Raw genomic sequence first — 15,512 nt, 5'->3', positions numbered from 1 at the left:
AAACTACGCCTTAAAACTTTTAATTTTTGAATTTAAATATGCAATTACAATGTAAAACATTACAAATAAAAAAGGTAATGTTAAAAAATAAGGTAAAAACGGACGTACAGGAATGTTCATCATTTTAGTAGCTAAATACACAATATTTTCTTGTTCTATTAGCTGCACATCCACTGCATTTAACTGTTTCATTAATGCTTCTTTAGCACGCAACAAATCGGCTAATTCGGGGTAAGCGTTCATTGTAATATCGTTTACTTTATTTTCGCTTCCTAAACGTTCAAACAAACCATTTACTTGTTCTATCGATTTAGAAATTTCGGTTCGTTTAGCTAACGTATTCGTCTTTTCAATATTTTTTCGTTCATTAAAATACGGGTCGCTGTTTAAATCTTTAAATATTTTTTCAATAGTTAAATCGGTATTTCCTAAACCATCGGTGTAAACCGTTAACATATGATATTTATAATTTTTAGAAGCTAATTTACTTTTTGAATACTTTTCCATGTCGATAGCACGGTCACTTAAAATTTTAAATGCTTCAAAATAAACCGGATCAGTGGTAATGTAATTGTACGCGTCGTAAATAGGTTCTATTTTAATATCATACACCTCGTTGCCAGCATTTGCAGCAATTAATTGTTTGTTAAGTGCTAAACGATCGTAATCTTTAATTTTTTGATTTAAATAATCAATACTTCCAAAATTGGGTACCACAATTAATTCATGACGCAATCTACTTGATTTTGTGCCATCAATATACATTCCTAAACCAACACCTATACCAATTAGAATTAAAAAAACGTACCAACGTTTCTTAAAAAATTTAAGCAAGCGATACAAGCTGTAAAGTAAGTTGTTGTAAAAACCGCTGGCTCTTTGTGTCATGTACTTTACATCAACTTCTTGTGGTTCAACAGTTGTGTTTTGGTTTTGTTGTTGATTCATATATTGCAATTAAAAATTTGTTCTAATATTTTTAGTGTAATTAAATACGTTGGTTTTACACCCGATGCCCCTAACCCACCCGATGCTAAGGTACTGCCCGTTTCTAATGGGTTGTCTGATGCGTAATAAGCATAGCGTACTTTTACATTTGGGTTGATGCTTTTACGTATTTTTGATGCCGATTGAATGGCTTTTTGATAATGTGCCCCTTCCATTTCTAAACCAATTACGCGCCAAGTTGAATTGTGAAAAAACTTTAATAAGTCTTTATTTTGTAACGATGTTCCTAAAACGGTAATCATTGATCCACCAAAAACAGGAATATCATATCCTTTAAACATTTCAACAGTTAATTCGTTTTCAAACGGGTAATTATCGCCTGTACCTTCATTTATATGTGCGGTTGGTATCATAATATCGCCTTTTTCGCCTACTAAAATACCTGCTTTACCCATTATTGATACAGATTGCACGTTCAAATGTACATCTTTTTGAAATGGTTTTAACAATTCGTCTATGGTTTCATACGCTTGTTCGCCAAAAGCATAATCCATTACAACAATTACGGGGTTTAGATTTTCATTTGCTGGCTGTACATATTTTTTAAACGGAGTGTTGTTAAAATTTATTTTAGCCGTATCAAAAATCTGTACATCTATATTTGTGCCCGATGTATCAGGCAAAGAAAGCATTCCCTGACTGGTAGCTTGTTGGGTTACCAATGCCCTTAAATCGCTATTGCCTTTTTTACTTAATTCTTCAAAAATTTCGGTACGTGTTTTGTTTTTTAATTTCTGTTTTAAAACATCTTCGGCAAAAATTAAGTTCATTACACTGTGCATATTGGCACTAATAATATGTAAAGGGCGATGCAACAATTGTAAACGTTGCAATTCGGTTTTTATTTTATTTGCCCAAATTTCGCCGTAAATATGGTGCCCTAAGCGTTCGCGTAATATAGGACTAAAAGTTATGGTGCGTTTGTTATTTTCTAAAACTTCCTCTAAAGCAATTTTACCCAACCAATAAATAACATGTAATAAACGGTCTGGATTTTCATCGGTTGCAAAGGCATCGTAAATTGAATTTATTTCTGCAAACGATCGTCCTAAAATAATAGAAGTATGTGAAATTGCAATTTCGCGTTCTGTTAATTCTAAAGGAGTGTGTTTTAAAACGGCTTCTTGTAGTTTAAGCCAATCACGTGATACATTATCATCATCATCAATTAAAATACGGTCTTTAATTTTGTGCGATTCAACAAACATAAAAGTTAAATGCGTTAACACATCGTAAATATCCGATCGGCCGCGAGTAATTTCAATATTCATTTGCTCATCGTCAATACGGTAACAGTTGCGGCGGCGTTTTGGGGGCACTATTGCTTTAAAATGCGATTGCGCATACCCTTCATCTGATGTTAAGTTGATGTATCTACATTCTTCTATTCCAACGGGTAATCGTTCTATAACGTACAATAAACCGTTTAGTTCCACTTTTTCGTCGGCAATAGAACCGTAAATTTCAGGGCGTAAAAGCAACAAAGCTTCGCGCAATGTTTCGCCCGACACACCCATGGGCTTGTAAAAACCACGGTTAAATAAGTGGCGCATGGTTATGTAAAGGCGCTCTACAGCTGCCGATGATTCTTGCGCGCGCGTACGTGTGATGTATTTTATTTCTGACATTTTTTTAATTTGATAAAATCAACCCGATAGCCGGATCTACTATTTCTTTTGGTGCGTTTGGATTTCTTGACTGAAATTGATCGTTTGGAAACCATTCTCCATACATGTATCTGAACGATGCGGTTTTTTCTACCTTATTGTTCATAACATCGGGTTGATAACGAAAATCTTCAAACAACTGACCTGCTTTAGCAAAGTTGGCCGGCCTGAATTGATTATTAGTTGTTAACAACCATTCTACTGCAACAAAAATACCGTTTTTAGGTATTTTTATATTATACTTTAAAACTTGAATTAAATTTTTTTTGTTGCCCCGCTTTATCTCAGCAATTATTGGTTGAATTAGTAAATCGTTTGTAGGGCAACCGTACTCATTCATACGTAAAAACCTAATTTTTATTGTTGCGGCAGGCACAGCACTTTTGGTGTACACTATTACTTTATCAATGTATTGTACAGTTTTTATTTCGGCGTTGTTTTCAAAAAACCTACCGTACATATAAGGTACATTTCCAGGTGTAAAGTACATGTTTTCAAAATGGGCATTCCCTATGGTGTGATGAAACGATTTTTCTGGTAATACTAATAAAGCTGGTTGCGGTATTTCATAAGCTTGTAATTGTACATTGGTTGTTTTTGATGCTTCTTCTTTAAAAATATGATACCCTGAATTGTTAAAAACCAAAGTATCGGTTGCTAATGCAGTAGGTATCTGAAACATACCTAATGAATCGGTAGTTGTACCATCGCTTCCATCTAATACCCAAATATTAGTAAGTGGTAACGGTTTGTTATCGGCATTAACCACCTTGCCACTAATTTGTGCGCACAAACTTATTGGGAAAATTAAAAACAAAAGCAACTTTTTCATTAGCTATAAATTATGAATAAAATTGGCTATTTTACGATCGTTTGCTAAGCGTGGCAATTTATTTTGACCGCCTAATTTGCCTTCGGCTTTCATATACTGGTTAAACCCACCTGTAGGGACTTTAGTAATTACTAAAGTACGTAAAACATTGCCAACTATTAAATCATTGTAATATACATTTTGTTTTCTTAATTGTTGATCAATTTCTAAAGCAAATTGGTTTAAATCATTAGGTTCGTTTTCAAACTCAATTAACCATTCGTGATAAGGCAAACCACTTTCGGGGTTGATTTGTGGAGCTACTGTAAATTCTGTAACCGATGCATTGCTTGCTTCAAGCGCTATTTGCATTGCTTGCTCTACTTCTTTACCAATTACGTGTTCACCAAATGCAGAAATATAGTGTTTTATACGGCCTGTTACAATAATTCGGTATGGTTTTAACGATGTAAACATAACGGTATCGCCTATATTATATGCCCACAAACCTGCGTTTGTACTAATAATTAATACGTAATTAACGTTTAATTGCACCTGCCCTATTGTGTAACGTGTAGGATTTTCGTTATAAAATTCATCGGCTTTAATAAATTCATAGAAAATACCTGCATTTAAAAGCAACAGCATGCCTTTGTGTTTTTGAGAATCTTGATATGCAAAAAAACCTTCAGATGCTGGAAAAAGTTCAATACTATCTACCTTTCTACCTATTAATTGTTCAAATTTTTTACGATAGGGTTCATAATTTACGCCACCGTAAATAAACAAATTAAAGTTTTTAAACAAATCGCCTACTTTTTTTTCAGATACCTCAATTAACTTATCAAAATACATTTGTACCCACGATGGAATTCCAGAAATAACCGTCATGTTTTGGTCTTTTGTTTCCTTTACAATGGCATCAACCTTAGTTTCCCAATCATCTATACAATTGGTTTGCCAACTAGGTAAACGATTTTTTTGTAGATACTTTGGCACATAATGAGCAGCAATACCCGATAATCGACCCACTTTTATACCATTTGTTTCACTCATTTCAGGACTTCCTTGTAAAAAAATCATTTTACCATTTACAAAATTTGCGTTGCCTGTTTCGTGTATGTAAAATAAAATAGCATTACGCGCTGCTTGTATGTGGTACGGCATAGATTCTTTTGAAATTGGTATGTACTTTGCCCCTGATGTTGTACCCGATGTTTTTGCAAAATACAAAGGTTTACCTTGCCATAAAACATCTTTTTGCCCAGCTACAACTTTGTCTACATAAGGTTTTAACGCTTCATAATCGCGTACAGGTACGTATTTTGCAAAATCGGTTGGGTTTTTTATGGCATAAAATAAATGATCTTTACCAAATTGGGTATGCTTAGCTTGTTGCATAAGTTTGTTAAATACATTTTGTTGTGCGGCAATTGGGTTTATAATCCATTTTTGTTGTTGCATTACAACTATATGGGCAAATATTTTGGCAAAAAATGATTTTATAGACATGTTATGTTTTTTAATTTACAAAAATCGGACTTACCAATTTAATAAAACAATAAAGCGTGTAAAAGTTTTATGTTTAAATATTAACATTTGGTAGTGTTAAAAATTACAAAATAATAAAATAACTTCGGTTAAAAAAGTTATATCTTTGCTTTACTTAATATTAAATTTTAAGTGATGAATTTTTTAGTTGTGTTTTTAGGAACGGTATCGCTTTGGCAAATAATACTGATTGTTGCAGTGGTTTTGCTTATGTTTGGCGGTAAAAAAATTCCCGAATTAATGCGCGGATTTGGATCTGGTATTAAAGAATTTAAAAATGCATCTAAAGATGAACAAAATAAAGATCAATCTAAATAAAAAAAATTAAAATGGGTAAACTTGGTACAACCGAAATAATTTTAATAGTTGCTGTTATACTTTTAATATTTGGAGGAAAAAAAATTCCTGAATTAATGAAAGGTTTAGGCTCTGGTATTAAAGAATTTAAAGACGCTTCTAAGGATAACAGTGGAGCAACTACAAATCCTAACAAAAAGAATGATTCTGAAACAAACGCAGAATAATTTAAAAGATGCATTTTTTGCATCTTTTTTTTTGATTTTAAAAACGGAATTACTTAAAATTAAATACCCGCCTGAAAAAATTCAGACGGGTATCCCTTATAAAACATAATAAAAACACTACTTTCTTTTAATCAATCAATTATAACAACTAATTGAATTCTTTTTCATAACAATTTTTTTTAACAGTTTCCGTTTATAAGGTTATTTTCTTTTTCATAACAATTTTTAAACTTCTAACTTTTTCTAGGTTATTTTCTTTTTCAAAAAGTATAATTCAAAAAAGATACCAAAAACCTATTAATCGTTAAAAAAAGCAAAAAACAATTAAAAACACTTATATTCAATAACTTAAGCAAAACATAAATTATTATTTCTATCACAAATATAACACAAATATGTTATAGTTGTATATTAAAATACCCGAATTGTGTATAATTTCTACTTTTTTTTACAAAATCATAGTTAATTGCAAACGCTTTTTCTGCAAGTCTACCTCTAAAACTTTCACTTGCACATGCTGATGCAACTTTACAACTTGATTAATATCTGAAACAAATTCTGCTTTAACCTGTGAAATATGTACCAAACCACTTTCTTTAATACCAATATCAACAAAACAACCAAAATTGGTAATATTGTTAATGATACCATTATACACTTTACCTATAACTACCTGATCAATAGTTTTTAACTGCGCATCAAATTCTAATACTTTTGTAAGTTTTCGTGGATCAAGACCAGGTTTTTCTAATTCTTTCAACAAATCGGTAATGTAATGCACACCAAATTTATCGGAAATGTATTTTTGAATATCAATTTTATCAATTAACGCTTTGTTACCAATTAAATCATTAGTATTTACTTTTAAATCTTTAGCTATTTTTTCAACCAAACCATATGCTTCAGGGTGAACTGCAGAGTTATCTAACACAAAATTACCGTTAACAATACGCACAAATGCAGCAGCTTGTTGGTACGCTTTATCGCCCAAACGTGGTACGTTTTTTAAATCGTTTCTATTTATAAATGCGCCATTTTCGGCACGATAATTCACAATATTTTCAGCCAATTTTTCGCCAATCCCCGACACATAACTTAACAACGCTTTACTAGCTGTATTTAAATTAATACCTACCTTATTAACACTACGCACCACCACTTGGTCTAATTCATTTTTTAATAACGTTTGATCTACATCGTGCTGATATTGCCCTACACCAATTGATTTTGGATCGATTTTAACCAATTCTGCCAACGGATCTTGTAATCGGCGACCAATAGAAACGGCACCACGAACCGTTACATCGTAAGTAGGAAACTCGTCGCGAGCAATTTTTGAAGCTGAATAAACCGATGCACCTGCCTCACTTACCACAAAAACTTGAACAGGTTTATCAAAAGCAACTTTTTTAATAAAAAACTCGGTTTCGCGACTCGCAGTTCCGTTACCAATAGCAACCGCATCAATTTTATATGAATTTGCCATTGAACGCACTTTTTTTGTTGCCATAGCAATATCTTTTTGAGGTGCATGCGGAAAAATGGTTTCGTTGTAAAGTAAATTTCCGTTTTCATCGATACAAACAACTTTACAACCTGTTTTAAAACCGGGGTCAATACCCATAACGCGCTTTTCACCCAATGGTGCCGATAACAACAATTGCGTTAAATTTTCTGAAAAAACACCAATTGATTGCAAATCGGCTTTTAGTTTGTATTCTTGCAATACTTCGTTTGCCAAAGCGGGTTCTAACAAACGTTTGTAGGCATCGGCAATTGCTTTTGCAATTTGTTCTGCTGTTTCGTGCTTTTTATTTTTTATTACGGTATCCTCTATAAAAGTGGTGGCTTCGGTTTTATCAATACTTACATTTAATTTCACATAACCCTCATTTGTTGCACGTAACATGGCCAATAATCGGTGTGCAGGTGCTTTAAATAAAGGTTCGTTCCAATCAAAATACTGATGAAACTTTTGTGCTCCCTCATCGTCTTTTTTGGCTTTTATGATTTTAGTTGAAATTTCGGCTTGACGCTGAAATTTTCTTCGAAGTGCTTTTCGAACGTAAATATTTTCATTCACCCATTCGGCAATAATATCGCGGGCACCTTGTAAAGCGTCTTCGGCAGAAAAAACTTTACTATTTAAATATTTTTCTGCTGTAAACTCTAAATCACTTACATTTTGCGACATAATTATTTTTGCCAAAGGCTCTAAACCAGCTTCACGGGCAACATCGGCTTTTGTTTTGCGTTTCTTTTTAAAAGGAAGGTACAAATCTTCAATTTCAACCAAATCAAAACTTTGTGAAATTTTTTCTTTTAAAATATCGTTAAGTTGGCCTTGTTCTTCAATAGATGCTAATACGGCTTCTTTGCGCTTTACAATTGCTTCAAATTGATTCGATAATTTAAAAATTTGTTCAATTTGCACCTCATCCAAATTACCTGTTGCATCTTTACGGTAGCGTGCAATAAAGGGTATGGTGCAATCTTGTGCAAATAATTCTAAAGTGTTTTGTATGGATTTATCGGAAACTGTTACTTTTTCCTTTATATATTGAACGATATTCATTGTTTACGTTTTAAAGCACAAAAATAGTACCTTTAAAATAATTTTTTGAATTTAAAAACATTTTGTTTTACAAAACTTTGTATTGTTATTCAAAACAAATAACTTTGTACTTAAATTACTTAACTATGCGTATAGTAACTTTTTCAAAAATTAAACTGTTTGTTGATAAACACGCTGATGCGGATGTTGCCTTACGTGATTGGTATTTTAAAACTAAAAGAAGTGAATGGAATAATTTAAACGAACTTAAGCAAACCTTTGCTACAGCTGCTTATATTGGTAACAATCGTTTTGTTTTTAACATTAAAGGTAACGATTACCGTTTAGTTGCTATAGTAATTTATGCATCGAAAAAAGTTTATATACGTTTTATTGGAACACATGCTACATATGACAAAACCAACTGTTTAAACATTTAACTATGAGAACAATTGAAACACAAAAAGAATACAAGGCTGTTTGTTTGCGTTTGGAAGAATTATTAAAAATTGTTAATAATGAAACCTTACCTGATGACCCTAATTTTATTGAATTGGATTTACTTACTGATTTAGTAGCCGATTACGAAGAAAAACACGATCCTTTAACACAACCTACTTTGATTGAAGTTATTAAATTAAGAATGTACGAAAAAGGTTTAAACCAAAAACGCTTATCTGAATTATTAGGTGTAAGTACATCGCGCGTTAGCGAATACCTTAACGGAAAAAGCGAACCACCTTTAAACGTGGCGCGTGAAATTAGTATGAAATTAGATATTGATCCTGCTATTGTATTAGGAGTTTAAAAATGACAAAGTTTCTATTTATATACTTAATCATTGTGAACTACATTGCCTTTAGCTTGTATCATTTAGATAAGCAACGAGCAATTAAAGGCAAACAGCGTATTTCTGAAAAAAACCTGTTAACTATTGCTGCTTTTGGTGGCACTTTAGGTGCTTATATTGGTATGCAAAAGTATAATCATAAAACCAAAAAGCTGAGTTTTAAACTGTGGTTTTATGCCATTGTTATTTTACAAATTTTATTCTTTTTCGGAATTTATAAAAAGAAGTTTTTACTATAAAAAAATCCGAGAAAAAATTCTCGGATATCAATATTTATAAGGAATAACAAAATTAACTACAAGCAATTTTATTAACACGCGTTTCGTGGCGTCCACCTTCAAATTCGGTAGTTAAAAAAGCATCAATCATTTCTAAAACTTGCGGAATAGCAGTAAAACGCGCTGGGATAGAAATAACATTAGCGTTATTATGCTGGCGTGCCAAAACAGCAATTTCTTTTGTCCAACACAACGCACAACGCACGCCTTGGTGTTTGTTTGCACTCATAGCAATACCGTTGCCCGAACCGCAAATTACAATACCAAAATCTACTTTTTTATCTTCAACATCTTGTGCTACTTTGTGCCCAAAATCGGGGTAATCAACACTATCAAAAGTATCGGTACCGTAATTAACCACTTCAAAACCTTTTTGTTGCAACATTTGTACAATGGCTTTTTTGTATTCTGGTCCTGCGTGATCGTTTCCTATTGCTATTTTCATATTAATTGTTGTTGTATTGTTTGTGCAAATATACTTATTTTGATGTTTTTGAAATATTTAAAATTTATGAATTTAATATTATATTTGATAAAACACTTTTTGAAATGTTAAACGTTATTTACGATAAAAATTCAAAACAAATTATCACTTTTTCTGTAGTATTATTGGCTTTATGTTTGATTTTACTTTTTTTTGGAATTTTTAGAAATGAAACATTATGCTTAGTTTTTGCAATAGCTATATTAATTAATCTACCTTTTTTATTGATTGAAAAAGGCATTGAATTTGATAAAAAAAATAATGAATATAGAATGTTTCGCTCAATATTTAATTTAAAATTTTATCAAACAAATTGGCAAACGCTACCAAATGTTCAGTACTTATCGCTTTTTAAAGCAAAAAAAACACAATACGCACCAGAAGAGGTTAATTACAACTATTCATACTTTTACGTTTATGAAATAACCATTTTTAATGATTATGGTCATTTTATATTGTTTCAAATTGAAATAAACCACCTTAATCATGCTATTTTTTGCTCAAAACAAATTGCAAAATATCTACAAGTTCCTTTACTTGATGCTACAACTTTTGAACACAAATGGATAACAACGTAATAGCAAAAACCAATATTTAAAACAAATTTTACATTACTACCACAATATTTTCATACCTTTAATAAGTATTTTAAGCTTTAAGCTTAACAAAAATTATTTATGACAAAGAAAATTAAAAAATTTCATAAAAAAACAGGCAAAGATTACTCTGCAAAAATTTTAAAATTACTTTCACAAAACAGTTCTAAAACTTTTAATTACAAACAAATAGCTGCTGTTTTTGAAGTTACCGATACCAAAGGACGAAACGAAATTATAAAAGAATTAAAGTATTTAATTTCAAAACAAAAAATAGAAGAAGTAGAGCGTGGCAAGTTTCGTATTGTAGAACAATCAAGCTATTTTGAAGGCACCATTGACATGACAGCCCGAAAAGCGGCTTATTTTGTTAGTTCAGAATTTACCGAAGATCCGTTTATACCTACAAATAATTTAAACAAAGCCTTACACGGCGATAAAGTGAAAGCTTACGTGTACAATAAACGCAAGGGTAAAAAACCCGAAGCCGAAGTTATTGAAATTATAGAACGTAAACGCGATGAATTTGTGGGCGTAATACAAATGCACGGCACCTTTGCCTTTGTAGTTACTGCAAATCCTAAAATGTACGTGGATTTATTTATTCCTAAAGAAAAATTTGGCGATGCTGAAAACGGCGATGTGGTTTTAGTTAAAATGACCGATTGGCCCGAAAAAGCTAACAATCCATACGGGCAAGTTATTAAGGTTTTAGGAAAACCTGGTGAACATAATACCGAAATGCACGCTATTTTGGCAGAATACGGTTTGCCTACCGATTTTCCTGTTGATGTTGAAGCATATGCGCAAAAATTAGATACATCTATTACACAAGAAGAAATTGCAAAACGCCGCGATATGCGCAATGTATTAACCTTTACTATTGACCCACGCGATGCTAAAGATTTTGACGATGCGCTTTCGTTTCAAATATTAGAAAACGGAAACTACGAAATTGGTGTACATATTGCCGATGTTTCCCATTACTTACAAGAAGGAACTGTTTTAGACGAGGAAGCCTACAACCGCGCCACATCTATTTACTTGGTAGATCGGGTGGTGCCAATGTTGCCCGAAGTTTTATCAAACTTTGCTTGTTCATTGCGCCCTAACGAAGAAAAATATACCTTTTCGGCCGTATTTGAACTAAATAATAAAGCCGAAATTGTAAACTCGTGGTTTGGTAGAACGGTCATTTATTCAGACAAACGTTTTGCTTATGAAGAAGCTCAGGTAATTATCGAAACAAAATCGAACCAAATACCTGCAGAAATATCACTAACCAACGAAAACCAAACCGTTGATGAACCTATTGTAAATGCCATTTTAACAATGAACGATTTAGCTAAAAAACTACGTGCGAAACGCATGGACGCTGGCGCTATTTCGTTTGATAAAGTTGAAGTTAAGTTTCATTTAGATGAAAACGACGAACCTACCGGCGTGTATTTTAAAGTTTCTAAAGATGCCAACCATTTAATTGAAGAATTTATGTTGTTGGCTAACCGCAAGGTTTCAGAATTTATCGGAAAACAAAAAAAGACCTTTATTTACCGTATTCACGATGAACCAGATCAAGATAAATTATTCAATTTACAAACAGTTATTTCTAAATTTGGTTACGGTATTAATTTTAAATCTAAAAATACCATTTCACAATCGTTAAATAAACTTTTAAGCGATGTAAATGGTAAAAAAGAACAAAATTTAGTTGATACTTTAACCATTCGCAGTATGAGTAAAGCTGCATATTCTACACAAAACATTGGACATTATGGTTTGGCGTTTGATTATTACTCGCATTTTACATCGCCTATTCGTCGCTATCCCGATGTGATGGTACACCGTTTGTTGCAAAGCTATTTAGACGGAGCCAAATCTGCCGATGAAGAAGTGTATGAAGACAAATGTGTACATTGCTCACAAATGGAAAATTTAGCTGCTAATGCCGAACGTGACAGCATAAAATACATGCAAGTAAAATACATGCAAAACCATAAAGATCAAGAGTTTTTAGGCGTAATTTCAGGCGTTACCGAATGGGGAATTTATGTTGAAATTGTTGAAAACAAATGCGAAGGTATGGTGCGCATACGTGAAATTAAAGATGATTATTATACCTTTGACGAACAACAATATGCTTTGGTTGGCGAAGTAACTAAAAACATTTTACAATTAGGTGACGAAGTGGTTGTTAAAGTTAAAAACGCCGACTTGGTTAAAAAACAATTAGATTTTACATATATTAAAAAAGCAAACTAAAAAACTTTTTTTGGTTTAAAAAACATAAATGGATTTATTTTTTACAGGAATATCGCTCGGTTTTTTTCTCAGTTTTATGATTGGGCCTGTATTTTTTATATTAATTGAAACCAGCATTACCAAAGGATTTAAAGCAGCTTTAACTTTTGATATTGGTGTAATTATTGCCGATATTTGTTTTATACTAATTGCTTATTTTAGTAGTTTTCAACTTATTAACCGCATTAAAGACGATCCTGCTTTGTTTCTTTTTGGTGGAATGATTATGATTACCTACGGGTTAATTTCGTTTATAAGACTTCAAAAGCTGAAAAAAGCTGAAATTCATATTGAAGCTAATTCATACAAAAACAATTATTTTTCGCTATTTGCTAAAGGTTTTTTGTTGAATTTTATAAACGTTGGAGTTTTAGGGTTTTGGCTAGCTATTATAATTACCATTGGTCCGCAGTTAGAAATGCATCACGGCAAAATGATTAACTTTTTTACATTTGTAATTGGGTCGTATTTATTAACCGATATTTTTAAAATGCTGTTAGCTAAACAACTAAAAAACAAATTAACACCACAAAACATTTTAAAGGTTAAAAAAATTAGTTGTATTGTTTTAATAGTTTTTGGGGCAGTAATAATGTCTAAATCATTCATAAAAAATGAACCTGCTTTTATAAAAAACAACATTTCAATTAAAACAAATTAAAATTAACAATGAAAAACATTTTACTTAAAACCAGCTTATTAGCAGTACTTTTTTTAGGAATAACGTCATGCAATACTGAAGATGAACCACATGTACACGAAAACAAATTAGAAAAATTTAAAGGAAACTGGAGTGGTACTTTTGAAGGTGGCGATACCGGAAATTGGACTGCTGCAATTGATGAAAATGGAAAAGCAACAGGTACAGTTACCTCTAACAGCATACCAAATGTTAATTTTGTTTTAACAGGTAACGTTCTAGAAAACGGAACCATAAATGTTTCATATTCATACAGCGGGCAACAAGTAGGTACTATGACAGGTACGTTAACCGAAACTTCAGGTTCAGGCACTTGGAACAGTCCCGTTCAAGATTTAAATGGCACTTGGACAGGTACCAAAAACTAAAAAATAAGCTTAAAAAGCTGATTTTTTAGTTTTTACCGTTTTTATAAATGATAAAATTATCTATTTTCTTTATCTAAATTTTCAATAAACAACACAGGCGTTTCGCCTGTGATGACTTTAAATAAAGTGGCAAATGTTTTAGGATGTAAATTGCCATAAATAACTGCCAATTCTTTAATTGTTTTTTTTCGTAGCTCTTTATCTGTTTTTAAATCGGTAACAACTTGTTTTATACGTAAGGTATTAATATACGTGCTAAAGCCCTTTTTATGTTCATTTAAAAAAGACGAAAGCGTGCTACGGTTGGTATTTAGTTGCTTTGCTAAATCATCTAAGTTTATTGACCCCAAAAAACCTTTTTCTTTTTCAAAACCATTCAAACCATCCAACAACCGTTGCTCGGTTGGCGATAAAGCAGCTGGTTTTTTATCTTCCTGTAGTGTTTCGGGTATTTCTAAAGTATTTTCAGGAACAGTTGGTGTTTCTTCTGCTTGAATGGTTGCTGTTGTAGTATTTTCAACTTTACTTATTTCGATTTTTTCAAATGCGTTGTTATTTGTTTTTGTTTGATGCTTTTTACTTTTATTACTTCTCCAAAAAATATAAACGGCTATTGCTAATAAAACCCCACCCAAAACAGTTATCCAAAAATTGTATTTACTTAACAACTTTTTCCATTGCGATTCTGCTTTTTTATTTTCAAAATCTTGGTGTAAAATACTTGTAATACTTTGCTGTTCTTTTTCAAACTGCTGGTTTAATGCCGTAAGACTATTTGTAGCGTTTAATTGCAGCTGCGGTTGATTGGTTTCATTGTAATAGGCTATTAAATAATCATAGGCTTCACGCAACTCATAGTTTAAGAAGTTTTTCTCATGAAAAAGGGTGTCTATTTTTGTGAAATATGCCATAGCTTCTGCTTTCTGGTTTTGTTCCCACAACATTTTTCCCAGATACAAATAAATAACGTGTTCGTTGGTAAAATCACCGTTTTGTTTAATAATGTTTAGTGCGTTTGTAAAATACTCATTGGCAGTCCCATTATTTTTCTGCAAAAAAGCCAAACCTCCTTTTACATATTCTAAATAAGCGTTTTCTAATTGTTGGTGTTTTGGTTTTAAAAGTTGAATAGCTTGTTCATTCTCTAGTATAGTAGCACTCAGCTTATCAATATTTTGTAAATGCCAGTAAGTTTTACTCAAACAATATAAAGTAACAACGTAACCTCTTTGATGATTGTACTCTTTTTTTGTTTGATAATATTCTTTTGCTAGTGTAAAAAAAGCAATCGCTTTGTTGTAATGGCGTGTATGGTTGTAAATATTGCCAATATCTATACGTACCGCATTTAAATTATACAAATTATTTATTTCTTCGTTAAAAGCTTCCGACTCTATAGCGTAGTACAACGCATTTCTATAATCGCGATTATCATAATAAAATACGGTGCTTCTATTTAAAAACCTTCCTTTTATACTGTCATTCTCCATTTTTTGCACCAATGGGTGCATTTGGTGCAACAATGTGGTAGCTTCGGTAAACGGTACAATGAACGATTTTTTTTCTAAGGCACGGTATTGTTCTAAAAGATTATTTTCGATCCGTGCTTTTTGGTAATATACGTCTAAATAATCAACTTTTATTTCGTTGGAAGCGCTTTCGTTTTGAATCACTTCCCAAAGGTTTTTATACGAATCTGCTGTTGTTTGCCCAAATGAGCAAAACGGCAACAGAAAAATAATCCAACAAGGGAATAAATTATCCAAAACAGGGAATAAATTGTCTAACTTTTTAAAAAACATGCGTGCTTTTTTTCTAAT

The 15,512-nt window shown here is 32.1% G+C and carries 16 protein-coding genes; 9 read left to right on the top strand and 7 right to left on the bottom strand.

Annotated features, from left to right (window positions below; all coding sequences use genetic code 11):
- Window positions 1-3 precede the first annotated feature (3 nt).
- Genes P3875_RS09505 through P3875_RS09490 form a run of 4 tightly spaced genes read right to left on the bottom strand, consistent with a single transcriptional unit; the run spans window position 4 to window position 4,998 of the window.
- Complete coding sequence (locus tag P3875_RS09505; protein WP_303443727.1) at window positions 4-948, bottom strand: hypothetical protein; 945 nt, start codon at window positions 946-948, stop codon at window positions 4-6.
- Window positions 945-2,636 (bottom strand): DUF6909 family protein, encoded by a 1,692-nt coding sequence (locus P3875_RS09500; protein ID WP_303443726.1) that lies wholly within the window; start codon window positions 2,634-2,636, stop codon window positions 945-947. The genes P3875_RS09505 and P3875_RS09500 overlap by 4 nt, the downstream gene beginning before the upstream one ends.
- A 4-nt stretch (window positions 2,637-2,640) precedes the next feature.
- Window positions 2,641-3,507, bottom strand: coding sequence for a carboxypeptidase-like regulatory domain-containing protein (locus P3875_RS09495; protein ID WP_303443725.1), 867 nt, complete (start codon window positions 3,505-3,507; stop codon window positions 2,641-2,643).
- A gap of 3 nt (window positions 3,508-3,510) precedes the next feature.
- Entirely contained in the window at window positions 3,511-4,998 is a 1,488-nt protein-coding gene (locus P3875_RS09490) for a GH3 auxin-responsive promoter family protein (RefSeq protein ID WP_303443724.1), read from the bottom strand.
- A 174-nt stretch (window positions 4,999-5,172) separates the two neighbouring features.
- Here P3875_RS09490 and P3875_RS09485 point away from each other — a divergent pair, with 174 nt between their 5' ends.
- Both P3875_RS09485 and P3875_RS09480 read left to right on the top strand, forming a co-directional pair.
- Complete coding sequence (locus P3875_RS09485; RefSeq protein ID WP_303443723.1) at window positions 5,173-5,355, top strand: twin-arginine translocase TatA/TatE family subunit; 183 nt, start codon at window positions 5,173-5,175, stop codon at window positions 5,353-5,355.
- Window positions 5,356-5,366: 11 nt separating this feature from the next.
- Window positions 5,367-5,561 (top strand): Sec-independent protein translocase subunit TatA/TatB, encoded by a 195-nt coding sequence (locus P3875_RS09480; protein WP_303443722.1) that lies wholly within the window; start codon window positions 5,367-5,369, stop codon window positions 5,559-5,561.
- Window positions 5,562-6,009: 448 nt separating this feature from the next.
- On the opposite strand, the gene P3875_RS09475 is transcribed toward P3875_RS09480, so the two are convergent.
- Complete coding sequence (locus P3875_RS09475; protein ID WP_303443721.1) at window positions 6,010-8,136, bottom strand: Tex family protein; 2,127 nt, start codon at window positions 8,134-8,136, stop codon at window positions 6,010-6,012.
- 125 nt (window positions 8,137-8,261) lie between these two features.
- Between P3875_RS09475 and P3875_RS09470 the strand changes: the two genes are divergently transcribed.
- Genes P3875_RS09470 through P3875_RS09460 form a run of 3 tightly spaced genes read left to right on the top strand, consistent with a single transcriptional unit; the run spans window position 8,262 to window position 9,204 of the window.
- Window positions 8,262-8,555: a type II toxin-antitoxin system HigB family toxin gene (locus P3875_RS09470; RefSeq protein ID WP_303443720.1), complete on the top strand. Its 294-nt coding sequence runs from the start codon at window positions 8,262-8,264 to the stop codon at window positions 8,553-8,555.
- 2 nt (window positions 8,556-8,557) lie between these two features.
- Window positions 8,558-8,923, top strand: a complete 366-nt coding sequence (locus tag P3875_RS09465; RefSeq protein WP_303443719.1) for a helix-turn-helix domain-containing protein — start codon at window positions 8,558-8,560, stop codon at window positions 8,921-8,923.
- A gap of 2 nt (window positions 8,924-8,925) precedes the next feature.
- A complete protein-coding gene (locus P3875_RS09460; protein ID WP_303443718.1) occupies window positions 8,926-9,204 on the top strand; it encodes a DUF1294 domain-containing protein in 279 nt (92 codons plus the stop codon).
- Between the two features lie 52 nt (window positions 9,205-9,256).
- On the opposite strand, the gene rpiB is transcribed toward P3875_RS09460, so the two are convergent.
- Window positions 9,257-9,688: a ribose 5-phosphate isomerase B gene (rpiB, locus tag P3875_RS09455; RefSeq protein WP_303443717.1), complete on the bottom strand. Its 432-nt coding sequence runs from the start codon at window positions 9,686-9,688 to the stop codon at window positions 9,257-9,259.
- Window positions 9,689-9,792: 104 nt separating this feature from the next.
- Between rpiB and P3875_RS09450 the strand changes: the two genes are divergently transcribed.
- From P3875_RS09450 to P3875_RS09435, 4 genes are all read left to right on the top strand, one after another.
- Window positions 9,793-10,305, top strand: coding sequence for a hypothetical protein (locus P3875_RS09450; protein ID WP_303443716.1), 513 nt, complete (start codon window positions 9,793-9,795; stop codon window positions 10,303-10,305).
- Between the two features lie 99 nt (window positions 10,306-10,404).
- A complete protein-coding gene (rnr, locus tag P3875_RS09445) occupies window positions 10,405-12,585 on the top strand; it encodes a ribonuclease R (RefSeq protein WP_303443715.1) in 2,181 nt (726 codons plus the stop codon).
- A gap of 76 nt (window positions 12,586-12,661) precedes the next feature.
- A complete protein-coding gene (locus tag P3875_RS09440) occupies window positions 12,662-13,285 on the top strand; it encodes a LysE family translocator (protein WP_303443714.1) in 624 nt (207 codons plus the stop codon).
- An 8-nt stretch (window positions 13,286-13,293) separates the two neighbouring features.
- On the top strand, window positions 13,294-13,692 hold the full coding sequence (locus tag P3875_RS09435) for a hypothetical protein (RefSeq protein WP_303443713.1): 399 nt from the start codon (window positions 13,294-13,296) through the stop codon (window positions 13,690-13,692).
- Window positions 13,693-13,748: 56 nt separating this feature from the next.
- Here the strand turns inward: P3875_RS09435 and P3875_RS09430 are convergent, their stop codons facing one another.
- Window positions 13,749-15,494: a hypothetical protein gene (locus tag P3875_RS09430; RefSeq protein WP_303443712.1), complete on the bottom strand. Its 1,746-nt coding sequence runs from the start codon at window positions 15,492-15,494 to the stop codon at window positions 13,749-13,751.
- Window positions 15,495-15,512 lie beyond the last annotated feature (18 nt).

The organism is Myroides sp. JBRI-B21084, assembly GCF_030545015.1.
In the GTDB taxonomy this organism is placed as follows: Bacteria; Bacteroidota; Bacteroidia; order Flavobacteriales; family Flavobacteriaceae; genus Flavobacterium.
Note: the sequence above shows the minus strand (reverse complement) of the source record. Positions and strands in the feature narration are given on the sequence as shown.